We start from the raw sequence: 17,316 nt of genomic DNA on the forward strand, positions 1-17,316 counted from the left end.
TCGCCGGCGAGACGGGGCCGGTGCCCTGGCGGTCTGCCGTTGATGCAGGCGGGTTGTCGGGGGCTGCGCAGAAAATGGTCCCCCTCCCGTCTTAAGGCGGGGCGTGCGTGTGTCGCACACAACCCGGTATGGCATCCGCAAGGACATAAGACCATACCGCCGCAGAGGGACCGGAGTTGCGCGGAAAAACTGACCGAACGGGACACGTCGCGTGTCACTTATAAAAACTTAAATCGAGGCACACGACGTGTCCCGGCCGAAACAAAAACAACGGAGATCGCCAAGGGCGTAGTGTGTCTGTCGATCATCTCGGGCGAGCTCGGCGAGACCCGAGAGCAAGGTACGGCAAGGCTGCCGTGCCGGCGCTGCGGGGCTGGAACTCGAAAAACACTTGCCATCCGCCGCCCGGCATGGTTTGACCCGGCAACTCTCGGCTTTTGTGCCGACAATCAGCAGGAATCCCCATGTCCGACACCAAGCCCCATATCCTGATCGTCGAGGCGCGATTCTACGACGACATGTCCGATGCGCTGCTGGACGGCGCGACCCATGCGCTGAAAGAGGCCGGCGCGACCTACGACGTCGTCACCGTGCCGGGTGCGCTGGAAATCCCGCCGGCGATCGCCATGGCGCTCGACGCGGCCGAAGAGGGCGGCGTGAACTACGACGGCTTCGTCGCGCTCGGCATGGTCATCCGCGGCGAGACCTATCATTTCGACATCGTCTCCAACGAGTCCTCGCGTGCGCTGATGGACCTTGCGGTGTCGGAATCGCTGGCGATCGGCAACGGCATCCTGACCGTCGAGAACGACGAGCAGGCCTGGGCGCGCGCGCGCCGTTCGGACAAGGATAAGGGCGGCTTCGCCGCCCGGGCGGCGCTGACCATGATCGCGCTGCGCGAAAAGCTTTACGGTGGTTGATTTGATGGCCCGGGAAGGTGGAAGGGAAGGCGAGCATCCGGTCAAGCCGGCCAATCAGCGCGGAGCTGCACGTCTCGCGGCCGTGCAGGCGCTCTACCAGATGGACGTCGGCGGCACCGGCGTGCTGGAGGTCGTGGCCGAATACGAAGCGCACCGGCTAGGCCAGGAGCTCGACGGCGAGACCTATCTGAAGGCGGACGCCGCCTGGTTCCGCTCGATCGTGTCGGGCGTCGTGCGCGATCAGACGAAGATCGACCCGCTGATCCGCTCGTCGCTGCAGGAGGACTGGCCGCTGTCGCGCCTCGACTCGACGCTGCGCGCCATCCTGAGGGCGGGCACGTTCGAACTCCTGGAGCGCAAGGACGTGCCGGTCGCGGTCATCGTCACCGAATATGTCGAGATCGCCCGCGCCTTCTTCGAAGAGGAGCCGCCGCGTATCGTCAACGCCGTTCTCGACCGCATCGCCAAGCAGGTGCGCGGCGAAACGAAGAAATAGTCGGGCAGGGGATTATGGACGCTGGCGTGGACGGTCTTCAGGCGCAGATGCGCACCGCCCGGCGCAGCGTCGGCCTGCTCGCCGCGACCCAGGCGATCCTCGGCTCGGGACCGCCTCTGGTCTTCGCGCTCGGCGGGCTTGCCGGCTATGAGCTCCTCGGTGAGGACAAATCGCTTTCGACCGCGCCGCTGACCGGCTTCAATATCGGCATGGCGGCAGGTGCCGTGGCGGTCGCCGTCGCCTCGCGTTTCCTCGGGCGCAAGTCGAGTTTCATGCTCGGCTCCATCCTCGGCGCGCTCGGGGCCGCGATCGCAGCGATTGCGCTCTTCCAGTCGAACTTCTGGCTGTTTGCACTGGGGCTGCTGATGGTCGGCCTCTGCAACGGCTTCAGCCAGAAGATCCGCTTTGCCGCGGCCGATGCCTCGCCCTCGTTTTACAAACCGAAGGCGATCTCCTGGATTCTCGGGGCCGGCATCGTATCGGCCGTCCTCGGCCCGCAGCTGGCCATCTGGAGCAAGGACCTGCTGGCGCCGGTGCTGTTCGCCGGTGCTTTCGTCGCCCTCATCCCGCTCTATCTGGTCGCCGTCGCGATGCTGTCGCCCCTGAAGCTGCCGGAGACGACCGGCGGCCCGGCGGCGGCCGCGCCGGCCCGTCCGCTCGCCGAGATCGTCGTCAGCCGGCGTTTCCTGACGGGCATGATCTGCGGCATAGCCTCCTATGCGCTGATGACCTTCATGATGACGGGCGCGCCGCTCGCCATGGTGATCGGCTGCGGCTTCCCGTCCGAGCTGGCGACGCTCGGCATCCAGTGGCACGTGATCGGCATGTTCGCGCCGAGCTTCTTCACCGGCATGCTGATCTCCCGATTCGGCGTCGAGAAGATCGTCGCCGCCGGCCTCGTCGTGCTGATGGGCTGCGCCGTCGTCGCCCATATGGGCATCGAGCTCTGGAACTTCTGGGCAGCGCTTGTGCTGCTCGGCATCGGCTGGAACTTCGCCTTCATCGGCTCGACGGCGATCGTCGCCTCGAGCTACCGGCCGCACGAGGCGGACAAGGTGCAGGGCTTCCACGACATCATCCTGTTCACCACCGTGGCGCTCTCCTCCTTCTCCTCCGGCAAGGTCTTCACCGCCTATGGCTGGTCGTTCATGAACCTCGTCATCTGGCCGGTGACGGTCGTCTGCCTCGGCCTCGTCCTGGCGCTGATGTTCAAATCCTCTTCCGCGAAATCCGTGTGATCACTTGCCCTTTCGGGGCTTGACGGCAATTCATCCTCACCGCAATCTCGCGACCGCGCCGGCGGTCCGGAATCCTGAGGAGGGGAGACGGTCGCTCGCGGGAATGCGCTTGTGGAGTGTTGTGGCGATCCGCGCGTCCGGGAGGTGTGCGGCGCCGCAAGGTGCATGGCCGGATGGATGTGCCAGCCGGCAATCAGGGAGAGGGAAAGCGAATGACCGTAATTCTGGGTGTGATCGTCTGCGGCCTGCTGTCGATCATTTATGCCGCATGGGCGACGCGTTCGGTGCTGGCTGCCGATCAGGGCAGTCCGCGCATGCAGGAAATCGCCGGTTATATCCGTGAAGGCGCGCAGGCCTATCTGACGCGCCAGTACATGACCATCGCCATCGTCGGCGGCGTCGTGGCCGTCCTGGTGTGGCTGCTGCTCTCCGGCACGGCTGCGCTCGGCTTCATCATCGGCGCCGTGCTCTCGGGGGCTGCCGGCTTCATCGGCATGCATGTCTCGGTCCGCGCCAATGTGCGCACCGCCCAGGCCTCCTCGCAGAGCCTTGCCGCCGGTCTCGACATCGCCTTCAAGTCCGGCGCCATCACCGGCATGCTGGTGGCGGGTCTCGCTCTCCTCGGCGTCTCGATCTACTACTGGATTCTGACCGCGGGCCTCGGCCATCCGACGGGCTCGCGCGAGGTCATCGACGCGCTCGTGGCGCTCGGTTTCGGCGCCTCGCTGATCTCGATCTTCGCCCGCCTCGGCGGCGGCATCTTCACCAAGGGCGCCGACGTCGGCGGCGACCTCGTCGGCAAGGTCGAGGCGGGCATTCCGGAAGACGATCCGCGCAATCCGGCCACCATCGCCGACAACGTCGGCGACAACGTCGGCGACTGCGCCGGCATGGCGGCCGACCTCTTCGAGACCTATGCGGTCTCCGTCGTCGCCACCATGGTGCTTGCGGCGATCTTCTTCGCCGGCGCGCCGGTCCTCGAAACCGCGATGATCTATCCGCTGGCGATCTGCGCCGCCTGCATCGTCACCTCGATCATCGGCACCTTCTTCGTGAAGCTCGGCTCGAACGGCTCGATCATGGGCGCCCTCTACAAGGGCCTGATCGTCACCGGCCTCCTGTCGATCCTCGGCCTCGGCGCCGCCACCTCGCTCACCATCGGCTGGGGTGCCATCGGCACGGTCGCCGGTCTCGAAATCACCGGTACCAGGCTCTTCGTCTGCGGCCTTCTCGGCCTCGTCGTGACGGCGCTGATCGTGGTGATCACCGAATACTATACCGGCACCAACAAGCGACCGGTGAACTCGATCGCCCAGGCGTCGGTGACCGGCCACGGCACCAATGTCATCCAGGGCCTCGCCGTTTCGCTCGAATCGACGGCGCTGCCGGCGATCGTCATCGTCGGCGGCATCATCGCCACCTACCAGCTCGGCGGCCTGTTCGGCACCGGCATCGCGGTCACCGCCATGCTCGGCCTTGCCGGCATGATCGTCGCGCTCGACGCCTTCGGCCCGGTTACGGACAATGCCGGCGGCATCGCCGAAATGTCCCACCTGCCGCCGGAAGTGCGCAAGTCCACCGACGCTCTCGACGCCGTCGGCAACACGACCAAGGCGGTCACCAAGGGTTATGCGATCGGCTCCGCCGGTCTCGGCGCGCTGGTGCTCTTCGCGGCCTATTCCAACGACCTGCAGTATTTCGCCGCCAACGCCGCCCAGTATCCTTACTTCAATGGCGTCGGCGAAATCTCCTTCAGCCTGTCGAACCCCTATGTCGTCGCGGGCCTGATCTTCGGCGGCCTCATCCCCTACCTCTTCGGCGGCATCGCCATGACGGCCGTCGGTCGCGCGGCGGGCTCGATCGTCGAGGAGGTGCGCAAGCAGTTCCGGGACAGGCCGGGCATCATGGAGGGTACGGAAAAGCCGGATTACGGCCGCGCCGTCGATATCCTCACGCGTGCCGCGATCCGCGAGATGATCATCCCGTCGCTTCTGCCGGTCCTGGCGCCGATCGTCGTCTATTTCGGCGTGCTGCTGATCTCCGGCGGCGACAAGGCGTCTGCCTTCGCGGCCCTCGGCGCATCGCTGCTCGGCGTCATCGTCAACGGCCTCTTCGTGGCGATCTCCATGACCTCCGGCGGCGGCGCCTGGGACAATGCCAAGAAGAGCTTCGAGGACGGTTTCGTCGACAAGGACGGCGTCAAGCACCTCAAGGGCTCGGACGCCCACAAGGCCTCCGTCACGGGCGATACCGTCGGCGACCCTTACAAGGATACGGCGGGCCCCGCCGTCAACCCGGCGATCAAGATCACCAATATCGTGGCGCTTCTGCTGCTGGCGATCCTCGCCGGCTGATATCGGCGCAGCCTGAAAAGGAAAACCCGCGGGGAGAGATCCTCGCGGGTTTTGTTTTGGAGAGGTGCGGGCGGACCTTTACCGGCCGCCCATGTTCTGCAGGATGCTGCGGGCCGCCGCGGCACCGCCGCTGTTGGCCCCGGCGCCGCCGGAGAGAAGCTGCTGCAGGAAGGTTAGGTCGCGGCCGCCGGTCGGCGTCGTGCGCGAGATCGAATCGAACACCTTGCCGTCCTGGAGCGTGTAGTTGGCGCGGCGTGCGACGACGCCGTCCTTGTCGAAATAGATCGCCAGAACCGACTGCTCGACGAGCCGCGGCTTCATGAAGGCGGCCGCCCGCTGGCGCTTCTGGGAGATGTAGTAGAAGACCTCGTTGTCGAAGGTGGCGGTGGTCGAGGGCGTGCCCATGGTGAGCAGCACCTGTTCGCGGCTCGATCCGACCGGGATGAGCTCCAGCGACTGCTGGTCGACGACGTAGCCGTTATACATCGTATCGCCGATTTGCATGGAATTGCAGCCCGAGAGGGTGATGGAAGCGACGACCATTGCCATCGCGGTCTTGTTCAAGAATGTCATCTCGTATCCGAAAACCCGCTTGTTCAACCGCATCCCCAACTCGACTCGCCCCTGCTGCTCATACCGTCCCTGCTGTTCATACCATTGTGGCTATTCGGGGACGTAAGACCAGCCCCGGGCCGCATGTCACAGCAAAGAACGCCACCCCGTTCGCTGATCCGGCGGAACGGCATTGCAATTCGTGCATGCTTCGGTAAACCAGCTTTCGTTTCCATGCAACACGGCTGGGCGCCGTCAGAACCCATTCATGGAGATCAGAAGCGGGAATTTGAATGATCTTCGGCCTTTTCAAGAAAAAGAACCAGAACCAGGCGATCGTCGATCGGCAATATACGGCCTTGACATCGGCCGCACGCGTTCCTTTCTTCTACAGCGATCTGGATGTGCCCGACACGGTCATGGGCCGGTTCGAGATGCTTTCGATCGTGATGATCCTGTTCTTCCGCCGCACGGCGAAATCCGGCGCCAGCGGCCAGGAACTGGCCCAGGAGATCGTCGACGCGTTCTTCCAGGACATCGACCATTCGATCCGGGAGCTCGGCATCGGCGACCAGAGCGTGCCGAAGCGCATGAAGAAGCTGGCCGGCATGTTCTACGGGCGGCTGGAGGCCTATGCGGCGGCTCTGGAGGCCAGGGACGGCGAGAGGCTTGCTGAGGCGCTCCGGCGCAACATCTATCCGGAGGCGGACGAAGCGCCTGCGATGCGCGGACTTGCGGATTGGATGATCGTGGCGGAGGCCGCGCTCGCCGGCATTTCCGAAGACGAGATTTCCCGCGGCCAGGCCGTTCTGCCGTCGCCTGGCCCCTGAGCGGGAAAGTGAGGTTCCATGAAGAATGACAACGGCGGAGGCGGCAGGCCTCCCTTTTCCTATCCCGTCAAGGTCGGGCATATTTCCGCCAATCCGGTGACGGTCCGGCTGGAAGCCAATCAGCGCGAGCTGGAGGCTCTGGCGAAGCTCTGGCAGGTCCTCGCGGTCAATTCGCTGAAGGCCGAGCTGCAGGTCACCCGTTGGAAGAAGGACGGCGTGCGCCTCAAGGGCCGGGTCGAGGCGGATATCGTGCAGGCCTGCATCGTCACGCTCGATCCGGTCAGTTCGAAAATCGACGAGCATTTCGAACAGGTCTTCGTGCCCGAAGGCTCGAAACTTGCGCGGATCGTCACGAACGAGGCCGCCGAAATGGTGCTCGATCCGGAAGGGCCGGACCTGCCGGAAGCCTTCTCGGGCGATACGATCGACGCCGGCGCGGCGGTGACGGAATTCGCGGCGCTCGCCATCGATCCCTATCCGCGCAAGCCGGGCGTCGAATTCGCCGATCATATCGAAAGCGATGCGGACGAGAAGTCCGCCCGCCCCAATCCGTTCGCGGTCCTGAAAGATTGGAAAAAGGACTGAGGACTGTTGTAAGCGACGACAAAAACTATATTTTGGCCACGAATTCGCCGGCAGGGCCGCGCATGAGGCCGCTGGAGACGCTAGAACTGGCGCATGACCTTCAATTGGCCATGCGTTCGGCGAAGATTAAGGATCAGGGACGCGTGATCAGAATTTCTCTCGATGCCATGGGTGGCGATTTTGGTCCCGAGGTCGTCATTCCCGGTGCCGCCAAGGCATTGGACCGCCATCCGGATATGACTTTCCTCATCTACGGACTGAAAGCCCAGTGCGAGCCGTGGCTGGCGAAATATCCGAAACTCAGGGACAGATCGATCTTTCACGAATGCGAACTCGCCGTTTCGATGGAAGAGAAGCCGAGCGCGGCATTGCGCCGCGGCCGCTATGTCTCGACCATGTGGCGTTCGATCGAGGCGGTGAAGCTCGGCGAGGCGGATGTCGCGGTTTCGGCCGGCAATACCGGCGCCCTGATGGCCATGGCGAAATTCTGTCTCCGCACGATGGCCAATATCGAGCGCCCGGCGATCGCCGGCATCTGGCCGACGCTGAAAGGCGAAAGCATCGTCCTCGATATCGGTGCGACGATCGGCGCCGACAGCCAGCAGCTTCTTGATTTCGCGCTGATGGGCGGCGCCATGGCGCGGGCCCTGTTCGAGATCGACCGGCCGACCGTCGGACTTCTGAATGTCGGCGTCGAGGAGGTGAAGGGCCAGGAAGAGGTGAGGGACGCGGGACGGCTGATCCGCGAGGCCAACCTCCCGACGATCGCCTATCACGGCTTCGTCGAGGGCGACGACATCGGCAAGGGCACCGTCGACGTGGTGGTGACGGAGGGCTTTACCGGCAATATCGCGCTCAAGGCGGCGGAAGGAACGGCGAGACAGATCTCCACGCTTTTGCGGGAGGCCATGTCGCGCACCATCTTCGCCAGGATCGGCTATCTGTTCGCCAGGGGCGCCTTCGAACGGCTGCGCGAGAAGATGGACCCGAACAAGGTCAATGGCGGCGTCTTCCTCGGGCTGAACGGCATCGTCATCAAGAGCCATGGCGGGACCAATGCAGACGGCTTCGCCGCCGCGATCGATGTCGGCTACGATATGGCGCGCAACGATCTGAACGCCAAGATCGCGCAGGATTTGGATTTTTATCATGCCCGTCGCCAGCCGCCGGCTGGCCCCGAAGCGGCATGACGACAGGATGTGAAGAAGAATGATCCGTTCAGTGGTTCGCGGTTACGGGGCAGCGCTCCCGAAACGGGTAGTGACCAATCGGGAATTGGAGGGCATCGTCGAAACCTCCGACGAATGGATCGTGCAGCGCACGGGCATCCGTCAGCGCTATGTCGCAGGTGAGGGAGAGACCACCGCCTCGCTCGGCGAGCAGGCGGCCCGCGCCGCTCTCGAAAATGCCGGTCTGACGCCCGACGATATCGATCTCGTGCTGGTCGCGACCTCGACGCCCGACAACACCTTTCCGGCGACCGCCGTCGATATCCAGAACCGCCTCGGCATGACGCATGGCTATGCCTTCGACATGCAGGCCGTCTGTACCGGCTTCGTCTATGCCATGGCGACCGCCGACCTCCACATCCGCGGCGGCATGGCCAAGCGCGCGCTGGTCATCGGCGCCGAGACCTTCTCGCGCATCCTCGACTGGAAGGACCGCACCACCTGCGTGCTCTTCGGCGACGGCGCCGGCGCGCTCGTGCTGGAGGCGGAGGAAGGCGAGGGGACGATCGCCGACCGCGGCATCCTGACCGCCCATCTGCGCTCCGACGGCTCCCACAAGGACAAGCTCTATGTCGATGGCGGTCCGTCTTCCACCGGCACGGTCGGCCATCTGCGCATGGAGGGCCGCGAGGTCTTCAAGCATGCCGTCGCGATGATCACCGACGTGATCGAGGGCGCGTTCAACGCCACCGGCACGACGGCCGAGGATCTCGACTGGCTGGTCCCGCATCAGGCCAACCGCCGCATCATCGACGGTTCGGCGAAGAAACTCGGCATTCCGTCCGAGAAAGTGGTGGTGACGGTCGACCTGCACGGCAACACGTCCGCGGCGTCGATTCCGCTGGCCCTTTCGGTCGCTGCCGGCGACGGTCGCATCAAAAAAGGCGACCTGGTGATGCTGGAAGCCATGGGCGGCGGTTTCACCTGGGGCGCGCTGCTTCTGCGGTGGTAAATCGGCACTCTAAGCCGAAAAGGCAAATAAGCGATTGCGCACAGGCGCTTGACCCCCGCGCCCAAGCAAAATACTCTCTATCGGCTTTGATAAGATCAATTCCGGAAATTGGGCGGGGATCATGGCCGGCAAGACAGTAACACGAGCGGATCTGGCGGAATCGGTATTCCGCAAGGTCGGGCTTTCGCGGACCGAATCGGCCGAGCTCGTCGAGACGGTCATCGACGAGATCTGCAACGCCATCGTGCGGGGCGAGGTCGTCAAGCTCTCCTCCTTCGCAACATTCCAGGTGCGCTCGAAGAACGAGCGGATCGGCCGCAACCCCAAAACCGGCGAGGAAGTGCCCATTTCGCCGCGGCGGGTCATGACTTTCAAGGCATCCAACGTGCTGAAGAATCGCATCCTGAAGGCGCATACGGCACGCAAGGCGAAGCAGAAACCGGCAAGCCCGGTCGCCTGAAATGGGCTGCGGCCCTTCTCCAATCTTGTGAACATACTTGAATCTTCCGGCTTAAACCGTTGAGATATGTCCGATTCGTCGCATAATCGTCGCATGCGTCGAAGACTGGACGCCTGTCGCCATGGGGAATCGGCCGTTCGCTGTTTGGAGTGTGATACTTGGAGAAGAGCCCGGACGCCTTTCGAACGATCAGCGAGGTCGCCGACGATCTCGACCTGCCGCAGCATGTGTTGCGTTTCTGGGAGACGCGGTTTCCGCAGATCCGGCCGATGAAGCGCGGCGGCGGGCGGCGCTATTACCGCCCGGAAGACGTCGACCTGCTGAAGGGCATCCGCCACCTGCTCTATGACCATGGCTATACGATCAAGGGCGTCCAGAAGCTTCTGAAGACGAACGGAAACAAGTTCGTCGCTGCGATCGCCTCGGGCGACCTCGCCACCATGGAAGCGATCATGGCGGCGAACAGCGAGAAGCAGGTCGAGCCGAAGGTTTCGTCCGCCGAGGAGGACCAGATCGTCGGGCGCCCCAAGGTGAAGCCGAGCGGCCGTTTCTTCGGCTTCGGCTCCTCGCATGACGACGACGTTCCGGAAGTGTCGGTCGGCAAGTCGAGCGTCGGCAAGGAGGACCGCGCGCTGCTGCAGGAGGCGCTGTTCGATCTTCTCGAATGCAAGCGCCTGCTCGACCAGGTGCGTTAGAGGTATCTAAAAAATATCGGCTTCCGGGAACGTTACGCGCAATTTACCATTCACCTCTGGTTCAGATGCAAAGGAGGATCATTTCCTCATAGAAAGCATCAGAGGAGGTGAGTTATGAGAAAAAAGATCACCGTCGTCGTGTTGTCTTTGGTGACGGCTTTTAGCGGCATAGCGCCGGCCCAGGCGTTCCCGTCTATCAGCGCCCCGAAGATCGAAGCGCCCCAGCAAGTGCAGAATGTCCAATATTGGCGCGATGGCCCCCAGTTGCGCGGCCGGGACCGGTGGGAACGCCGCCGCTATTATCGCGACCGGTATTATGGTCCCCGCCGCGGTTACTATCGCGACCGGTACTACGGACATCGCTACTACCGGCGTTATGATCGCGGTCCCAATGTCGGGGCGATCATCGGCGGCCTGGCCGCCGGCGCCATCATCGGCGGCGCACTGGCGCAGCCCCGCTACGCTCCGCCGCGCCGTTACGTGGGCGGCAATTCGCATGTGAGCTGGTGCTATTCGCGGTACCGTTCCTACAGGGCCTATGACAATACCTATCAGCCCTATGGCGGCCCGCGCCGGCAGTGCTACTCGCCCTATTGAGAGCGAGGCCGTATTGAAGGCGATAAGCCCGCCCTGCCCAATCCGGTGGGGCGGGTAAGTTGTGTTTGGAGAAAAGGCCCGGCCGAGCAGGCAATTGATCTGACTGAGATTTCAAGGGGATTAGATGGTCGGGGCGACTGGACTTGAACCAGCGACCCCTTGACCCCCAGTCAAGTGCGCTACCGGGCTGCGCTACGCCCCGACCAGCTTCGTGCGAAGCACGCCTTCCATACTGGCATGCCATCCCGGGTGCAAGGGAAAAAATCCCGAATGCGCGTTGCCGCGGTCATGATGCTTCAAGAAAATCCCCGCTCAGGGGCGGGGCTCAGTCGGGACGATCAGATCTCCGGGCAGCCGCGACGATTGGCGAAACGGATACGGTCGGGGCCGTTTCTCGTCCAGCCTTCGACGGTCACGCTGCGATCTGTCACGCGAACGACTTCCGGACGGCGAAAGCCCTCGTCGCGAGCCGCGGCGCGCGCTTCGCCCGGGCTGCAGCCGCCACGATAGTCACGATCCCGATCGCGTAATTCCGGCCGAATGCCGTCCGGACCGATGCGGAGCTGGATGTCTTGGGCAGACGCTGGAGCGATGGACAAGGCGCCAAAGGCGCCAAGCAGTAGGGCGGTCGAAAGGCCCACTCTGGAAAGTATCTTGGTCATTGTTTCCTCCTTGCGCCCTATAACGAAGGGCGCGGTCTGGTCCCTGTGAAACCAACTGCAGGAGGCGATAAAGGTTCCGCGAAACGAAAGCCGAAAGTAAAAGCAGCTCAAAATTGCTCAGAGCTCTCCTTGGAAAGAAAAGTGCGTCGGTATACTGGCAATCTTGCTGTCAATGCTCAGCGGAAGCGCGGGGCGCGGCTGGCGTTCATCAGAAGTTCCTGCTGGGAGGCGAACGGCCCGAGAAGCTTCAGGAGGCGGGCTTCCTCCGCCTTGTCGAGGCGGTAGCGCTTGGCGAATTCGGCCACGCTCCAGACCTTCTTCGCACCCTTGTTCTCGATTTCCCCGGCTTTCAGATGCGTTGTCATGAGAACCCTCTTTCTCCATCCGAACCTGAACTCACATGGTGAATTTTTGTTCCATCAAATTCTGCGCCTTTATCGTTAAAATTATACTCTAAGTAATTCTCAGTTTTCCTCGACCTTTATACCGTTCTCACCGATGCTGATCTGCACGCCTTCGGGCTTTGTTTCTTCCCGGTAGACGTAAAAGCCGAGCCCGACGATGACCAGGATCAGAGCACCGATGATGAGATAGAGATTGTTGCTGCGTGTCATGCATGCCCCCTGCAGGATTGAACGGCAGGAAAACGCATGGGAAGTCAAAGAGTTCCCACCGTTGCCGGATGCAATTGGAGATCAGTCGTCGTTCGCGGCGTTGAGGTTCTGCGGGCGGATGCCTTCGTCATGGGACCTTTGGCGCAGCCTCACGCCGGGGCCCGCGCCGGGATCGTCGCCGTCGCCGGCGCCGAGGAAGAGGATGCCTCTCGATTCGAAGATGGCGCGCAGGCGGTCCGAGACCTCGGCGCCTGCGAAGGCCTTGGCGGCCTCGGCTTCTTCGATGGCGGATCTGGAAAGGCCCGAAACGGCGGCGAGTTCCTCCACCGTCATTCCCGTCATGGCGCGTGCGGCGCGCAATTGAGATGCTGTCAGCATGGGTTTGATCTGGAGCGGCGGGGGCCGGAAGTCAAGTCCGCGCCGGGGCCGGCCGGCGGTGCACGGCCTGCGATCGCCGATGGCGGTGTTCGAGGGCCGCGCAGCCCCAGACGATGCCGAGCAGCAGGTAGAAATGCCGCCAGTGGTCGGTATCGATGACGTTGCCGATGATCGCGTGGCCGAGGATCATAACCCAGGCGACCATCAGATAGGGCTGCCAGGGGCGCTCGCGCAGCATGTAGCGGAAACCGAACCAGAGCGTCGTCCAGATCATGATCTGATAGGTCACGGCACCCAGCCAGCCGTAGGTGGTGAGCGTCTTCAGCCATATATTGTGCTCGTCCTCGCCGAACATCTTGCCGAAGGTCATCGGCCCGAGGCCGAGCGGCCGCTCCATGGCCATGAGGAAGCCGATCTTGTGGCGCTCGAAGCGGCCGAGGCGCGCCCCGTCATATTCCTGCACCAGCCGGGCGCGGTTCGTGAAGAGGTCGGAAACCTGCGGGAATTGCAGCGCGACGGCGAGCACGAGCACCAGGAAGAGCGCGGCCCCGATCGCGATCGCCAGGATCTTGAAGCGGAAGGCGGTCGTCCGTTCCTTCAGCAGCATGATGACGACGAGCGCCGCGCCGCCGAAGACGAGGAGGCCCCAGGCCGCGCGCGAGAAGGACAGGAAGATGCCGAAGGCCAAAACCAGGATGCCGAGGATCAGAAGCGGCGTCCTGATGAGCGGCCCGGTCAGCAGGCGGTGAAGGAGATAGAGGAGGGGTGCCACGAGATAGGGGCCGAAGACGTTGGGGTCCTGGAAGGCGCCCATGGCGCGGTCGTAGCGGGTGAACACATGCGCGCCCGGAAATGCGTTGAAATAGCCGGCAATGCCGAGCAGGGCGGTGATGATCGCCGCCGCAACCCAGGCCTTGAAGATGAGGGTGAGCCGCCGGTGGTCGTCCTCGATGACGGCCGCATAGAAGACCGAGCTCAGCGCCAGGAAGATCGAGACGGCGAAATATATCGGCGCGCCGCTCATGTCCTTCATGACGAACATGGTGGTGAGGCCGCTCAGGTTGAAGATCATGAGCAGGACGAGCAGCGATGCGACGGTGCGGGATATCTTCAGGCCCAGCAGGAACCAGATCGCGACCTGGCCCACCATGATCAGTTCGTAGGGCGCGGGCTCGGACATGACGAAGCCGGAGAGGAAGACCCCGAAGGCGATCATGCCGGAGCCGGCGAGCCTTAGCGCGGCCAACCGGCTGCCGAGCCGTTCCGGATGTTCGTGGGCGAGCGAACTCAATAGGCGTTGTCCGTGTTGAGCAGCCGGATCGGCGTCAGGAACAGGATCTTGAGGTCGAAGAGGAGAGACCAGTTCTCGATATAGTCGAGGTCATAGGCCGTGCGGGCGCGGATCTTCTCGTCGCTGTCGAGCTCGCCGCGAAGCCCGTTGATCTGCGCCCAGCCGGTGACGCCGGGCTTGACGCGGTGGCGGGCGAAGTAGCTCTCGACCACGTCGACATACTTGCGGTCGCCGGTCTGGGCATGCACGGCATGCGGGCGCGGGCCGACCAGGGAAAGCTGGCCGCGTAGCACGTTGAAGAGCTGCGGCAGCTCGTCGACCGAGGACTTGCGCAGGAAGCGGCCGACCGGGGTCACACGCGGATCGCCTTTGGTGACGGCCTTGATCGCGGTCTGATCACCCATGTTCGTGTACATGGAGCGGAACTTCAGGACCTCGATCACCTCGTTGTTGAAGCCGTGGCGCTTCTGGCGGAAGAGGACGGGGCCTTTGGACGTGGTCTTCACGGCCACCGCCGCTCCCAGCATGACCGGCCAGAGCAGCGCGATCGCGATGACGGAGAAGACGATGTCGAAGACGCGCTTGGCGACCGAATCCCAGTCGCGGATCGGCTTGTCGAAAATGTCGAACATCGGCACCGCGCCGACATGCGAATAGGAGCGGGGGCGGAAGCGGAGGCGGTTCGCATGGGCGGCGAGGCGGATATCGACCGGCAGCACCCAGAGTTTGCGCAGAAGTTGGAGGATGCGCTGTTCGGCGCTCGCCGGCAGCGCGATGATCAGCATGTCGATGCGGGCGAGACGGGCGAATTCCACGAGCTCGGCAAAAGTGCCGAGCTTCGGATAGCCCGCGACGACGGTCGGCGAGCGCTCGCTGTTGCGGTCGTCGAAGATGCCGCAGATGCGGATGTCGTTGTCGGGCTGTGCTTCGAGCTGGCGGACGAGCTGTTTGGCGGGCTCCCCCCCGCCGACGATCACGGCGCGGCGCTCCATCACGCCGTTGCGGGCCCAGTTGCGGATGGCGAAGGCGGTGAGCTGCCGTTCGAGGAAGAGGAAGCCGGCGCCGGCAACGAACCAGACGAGAAGGGCGGCAAGGGAGTAGGGGCGGGATTCGGTCAGGTAAAGGGCAGCGGCCGTCGCCAGAAAACCGATCGTCCAGCCGGTGAGGACACGCCTGACGGCCCGGTTGGCGCCGCGCAGCGACGGGATCTGATAGGCGTCCGCGATCTGCAGGAGCAGGACGGTAAGGGTCGATCCGGCGGCGATCAGGGCGAAGCGGGCGAGGAAGCCGCCGGCTTCGGCCGGCGCCATCAGCGCGCCGATGAGGAGGCCGATCGCAAGCAGGGCGGCAAGTTCGAGCAGCCGGAACTGGCCGATCAGTATGGCGGGCGACGTGCTGTCGTCGCGGAACTGCTCGGCGATCTGCCGGGCGAGAGGATTGAGCGTCGTGGCGCTTGCCGGGGCCTGCTTCTCTTCGCCGGCGCGGATTTCCGCGACCTTCCTGCGAAGATCCTCGACATCGAACTGTTCGGACTTGTTCGGCTGGTTCATCGACCGATTCCTCTGGCGTCCCATGCTCCGACGGAACTGGAAGTATTTGGAACACCTAACAGAAAGAGGTGAAGGAAGCCTTTAGGGACGGCCGGGCGCGGCGGCCGTGACCAGCAGATTCCGGTACAGGTCGAGCATGTCGCGGCCCATGACCGAGGCGGAGAAGACCGCCTTGAAGGCCTCCGGCTTCGGCATCACCTGATCCTTCCAGCCGGGCGTGGTGACGGCTTGCGTCATGATGCGGGAAAGATCGCCCGCATCGCCGGGATTGGCGAGCGCCGCGCTCGTCTCTCCCAGCACTTCCGGAATGCCGCCGACCCGCGAGGCGATCACCGCCTTGCCGGCCGCAAGCGCCTCAAGCACGATATAGGGCATGGCCTCGGCGCGGGAGGGCACGACGACGAACTTTGCAAGAGCGAAGGCCTCGCGCGCCGGCATGGCGGGCCGCATCTCGATGCGGCGCCCGAGGCCGTGCTCCGCCATCATCGCCTCGTAGCGGTCGCGGTCCGGACCGTCGCCGACCATCAGCGCCGAAAGCGGGTGTCCGACGGCGCGTTCGGTGCGGGCGAAGGCGTCGATGAAGACGTCGGGGCCCTTGAGGTCGCGCAGCATGCCGATATAGAGGAAATGCGGCGCCTCCCGGCCGGCTTCGATCGTCTCGAACTCGGCGTCCTTGATGCCGTTGTAGATGACCCGGCTGACGGCGCGCGGTTTTCCGACCTTGGCCTCGTAGGTGCGCCGCTCGTAATCGCAGACGAAGACGAGACCGTCGCCGAAATGCTCCTGGAAGCGTTCGAGGCGGAGAACCGCCTGCCCGGAGAGGCTCGCCCGGTCGAAATGCAGGCTGCCGCCATGCGGGGAATAGAGGCGGGCTACGCGATACCTGTTGACCCGCAGGGCTGAGCCGATCAGCCGGGCAAGGACGCCGCCCTTGGCGCCATGCCCGTGCAGAATGTCCGGCTGCAAGCTTTTGATATGTTTGTAGCTCCGGTAGATGGCGGCGAAATCCGAGGGGGCGATAGCGCGGCGTATCGGAATGCGGGTGAGGCCGAGCGAAAGCTGCGGTCTGACGCTGTCGAACAGCCGGTCCTCGTGCGCTCCGCCGGTCGAACTGTCGCACAGGATGCCGACCTCGTGGCCGGCTGCGCGGTGCTCTTCGACCAGATCGCGCACATGGCGGAAGATTCCGCCGACAGGGGACCGGAAACAGTGGAGTATCCGCAGGGGAGCGTTCTCCGACATAATCCCTCAGAAAAGCCGCTCGCGGACGTAGATCGTATCCCCTGCCAGAACCGGCGCGGAGACCGCGGTGCGGCCCGTGATCACCTGGCCGTTGATCTTGCGGGTGACGTCGACATCGCGCCGGTTGCCGCGGGAGGTGAACCCTCCGGCGATCGCGACGGCATTCTGGGCGGTCATGCCGGGGACGTAGGAATATTGCCCCGGCCGACCCACTTCGCCCATGACGAAGACGGGCCGGTAGCGGTCGACTTCGATCGTCACGTCGGGATCGCGGAGATAACCTTGGCGGAGGCGTGCGGCGATCGCGCCTTCCAGCGCCGGGAGGGTCTGGCCGCGGGCGGCGACCTGGCCGATCAGCGGGAAGGCGACGTAGCCGGCCTGATCGACCGTATAGGTATTGGTGAGGCCGGGCTGGTCGAAGACGCTGATGCGCAGCCGGTCGCCGCTATCGAGCCGGTAGGGCTGGATCGTCGCTTCCTGAAAGCTTTTCGGCGCCGGCGCATTGCTTGTGCAGCCGCCAAGCGCCGTTGCGGCAAGTGCAAGCGCCAGCACGTGTTTGGCCAGCACGTGTTTGGATTGGGCGAAGGACATTTGCGCGTAGGGCTCCGGCTATTCCAGCATCTGCGCCCGTTATCGATCCGTTAGGGTTAATGCCCGGTAAAGATGCGGAG

20 protein-coding genes and 1 tRNA gene are annotated in these 17,316 nt (G+C 64.0%); 11 read left to right on the top strand and 10 right to left on the bottom strand.

Going from position 1 to position 17,316, the window contains the following annotated elements; all coding sequences use genetic code 11:
• The first annotated feature begins 464 nt into the window (after positions 1 to 464).
• From ribH to ACMGE0_RS07540, 4 genes are all read left to right on the top strand, one after another.
• Positions 465 to 920, top strand: a complete 456-nt coding sequence (gene ribH, locus ACMGE0_RS07525; RefSeq protein WP_436815251.1) for a 6,7-dimethyl-8-ribityllumazine synthase — start codon at positions 465 to 467, stop codon at positions 918 to 920.
• Positions 921 to 924: 4 nt separating this feature from the next.
• The gene (gene nusB, locus ACMGE0_RS07530; protein WP_436815252.1) at positions 925 to 1,416 is read left to right on the top strand and encodes a transcription antitermination factor NusB; all 492 of its coding nucleotides are present in this window, start codon (positions 925 to 927) and stop codon (positions 1,414 to 1,416) included.
• A 14-nt stretch (positions 1,417 to 1,430) separates the two neighbouring features.
• Complete coding sequence (locus tag ACMGE0_RS07535; RefSeq protein WP_436815253.1) at positions 1,431 to 2,654, top strand: MFS transporter; 1,224 nt, start codon at positions 1,431 to 1,433, stop codon at positions 2,652 to 2,654.
• Between the two features lie 212 nt (positions 2,655 to 2,866).
• The gene (locus tag ACMGE0_RS07540) at positions 2,867 to 5,008 is read left to right on the top strand and encodes a sodium-translocating pyrophosphatase (protein ID WP_436815254.1); all 2,142 of its coding nucleotides are present in this window, start codon (positions 2,867 to 2,869) and stop codon (positions 5,006 to 5,008) included.
• A 78-nt stretch (positions 5,009 to 5,086) separates the two neighbouring features.
• Here the strand turns inward: ACMGE0_RS07540 and ACMGE0_RS07545 are convergent, their stop codons facing one another.
• The gene (locus ACMGE0_RS07545) at positions 5,087 to 5,614 is read right to left on the bottom strand and encodes an outer membrane protein assembly factor BamE (RefSeq protein WP_436815255.1); all 528 of its coding nucleotides are present in this window, start codon (positions 5,612 to 5,614) and stop codon (positions 5,087 to 5,089) included.
• Positions 5,615 to 5,853: 239 nt separating this feature from the next.
• Here ACMGE0_RS07545 and ACMGE0_RS07550 point away from each other — a divergent pair, with 239 nt between their 5' ends.
• The 7 genes from ACMGE0_RS07550 to ACMGE0_RS07580 all read left to right on the top strand — a co-directional run bounded on the left by ACMGE0_RS07550 (position 5,854) and on the right by ACMGE0_RS07580 (position 10,908).
• The gene (locus ACMGE0_RS07550; protein ID WP_436815256.1) at positions 5,854 to 6,390 is read left to right on the top strand and encodes a ubiquinol-cytochrome C chaperone family protein; all 537 of its coding nucleotides are present in this window, start codon (positions 5,854 to 5,856) and stop codon (positions 6,388 to 6,390) included.
• 18 nt (positions 6,391 to 6,408) lie between these two features.
• Complete coding sequence (locus ACMGE0_RS07555) at positions 6,409 to 6,975, top strand: YceD family protein (protein WP_436815257.1); 567 nt, start codon at positions 6,409 to 6,411, stop codon at positions 6,973 to 6,975.
• Positions 6,976 to 7,118: 143 nt separating this feature from the next.
• Positions 7,119 to 8,165 (top strand): phosphate acyltransferase PlsX, encoded by a 1,047-nt coding sequence (gene plsX, locus ACMGE0_RS07560; protein ID WP_436815258.1) that lies wholly within the window; start codon positions 7,119 to 7,121, stop codon positions 8,163 to 8,165.
• 19 nt (positions 8,166 to 8,184) lie between these two features.
• Positions 8,185 to 9,156, top strand: a complete 972-nt coding sequence (locus ACMGE0_RS07565; protein WP_436815259.1) for a beta-ketoacyl-ACP synthase III — start codon at positions 8,185 to 8,187, stop codon at positions 9,154 to 9,156.
• Between the two features lie 121 nt (positions 9,157 to 9,277).
• Entirely contained in the window at positions 9,278 to 9,616 is a 339-nt protein-coding gene (locus tag ACMGE0_RS07570; RefSeq protein ID WP_085422993.1) for an integration host factor subunit alpha, read from the top strand.
• A gap of 158 nt (positions 9,617 to 9,774) precedes the next feature.
• Positions 9,775 to 10,311, top strand: coding sequence for a MerR family transcriptional regulator (locus ACMGE0_RS07575; protein ID WP_436815260.1), 537 nt, complete (start codon positions 9,775 to 9,777; stop codon positions 10,309 to 10,311).
• 114 nt (positions 10,312 to 10,425) lie between these two features.
• Positions 10,426 to 10,908 (top strand): BA14K family protein, encoded by a 483-nt coding sequence (locus tag ACMGE0_RS07580; RefSeq protein WP_436815261.1) that lies wholly within the window; start codon positions 10,426 to 10,428, stop codon positions 10,906 to 10,908.
• Positions 10,909 to 11,033: 125 nt separating this feature from the next.
• Here the strand turns inward: ACMGE0_RS07580 and ACMGE0_RS07585 are convergent.
• The 9 genes from ACMGE0_RS07585 to ACMGE0_RS07625 all read right to left on the bottom strand — a co-directional run bounded on the left by ACMGE0_RS07585 (position 11,034) and on the right by ACMGE0_RS07625 (position 17,236).
• A tRNA-Pro gene (locus tag ACMGE0_RS07585) sits at positions 11,034 to 11,110 on the bottom strand.
• A gap of 136 nt (positions 11,111 to 11,246) precedes the next feature.
• A complete protein-coding gene (locus tag ACMGE0_RS07590) occupies positions 11,247 to 11,570 on the bottom strand; it encodes a hypothetical protein (protein ID WP_436815262.1) in 324 nt (107 codons plus the stop codon).
• A 176-nt stretch (positions 11,571 to 11,746) separates the two neighbouring features.
• On the bottom strand, positions 11,747 to 11,935 hold the full coding sequence (locus tag ACMGE0_RS07595) for a hypothetical protein (RefSeq protein WP_085422997.1): 189 nt from the start codon (positions 11,933 to 11,935) through the stop codon (positions 11,747 to 11,749).
• Between the two features lie 99 nt (positions 11,936 to 12,034).
• Positions 12,035 to 12,184: a hypothetical protein gene (locus ACMGE0_RS07600; protein ID WP_436815263.1), complete on the bottom strand. Its 150-nt coding sequence runs from the start codon at positions 12,182 to 12,184 to the stop codon at positions 12,035 to 12,037.
• A gap of 81 nt (positions 12,185 to 12,265) precedes the next feature.
• On the bottom strand, positions 12,266 to 12,562 hold the full coding sequence (locus tag ACMGE0_RS07605) for a DNA-binding protein (protein WP_436815264.1): 297 nt from the start codon (positions 12,560 to 12,562) through the stop codon (positions 12,266 to 12,268).
• Positions 12,563 to 12,593: 31 nt separating this feature from the next.
• Entirely contained in the window at positions 12,594 to 13,853 is a 1,260-nt protein-coding gene (locus tag ACMGE0_RS07610; protein ID WP_436815265.1) for an O-antigen ligase family protein, read from the bottom strand.
• On the bottom strand, positions 13,850 to 15,403 hold the full coding sequence (locus ACMGE0_RS07615; protein ID WP_436815266.1) for an undecaprenyl-phosphate glucose phosphotransferase: 1,554 nt from the start codon (positions 15,401 to 15,403) through the stop codon (positions 13,850 to 13,852). The genes ACMGE0_RS07610 and ACMGE0_RS07615 overlap by 4 nt, the downstream gene beginning before the upstream one ends.
• A gap of 81 nt (positions 15,404 to 15,484) precedes the next feature.
• On the bottom strand, positions 15,485 to 16,645 hold the full coding sequence (locus tag ACMGE0_RS07620; RefSeq protein ID WP_436815267.1) for a glycosyltransferase family 4 protein: 1,161 nt from the start codon (positions 16,643 to 16,645) through the stop codon (positions 15,485 to 15,487).
• 6 nt (positions 16,646 to 16,651) lie between these two features.
• Positions 16,652 to 17,236, bottom strand: a complete 585-nt coding sequence (locus tag ACMGE0_RS07625) for a polysaccharide biosynthesis/export family protein (RefSeq protein WP_436815268.1) — start codon at positions 17,234 to 17,236, stop codon at positions 16,652 to 16,654.
• Positions 17,237 to 17,316: the final 80 nt, after the last annotated feature.

The sequence above is a fragment of the Neorhizobium descurainiae genome, assembly GCF_051400715.1.
GTDB lineage: Bacteria > Pseudomonadota > Alphaproteobacteria > Rhizobiales > Rhizobiaceae > Neorhizobium.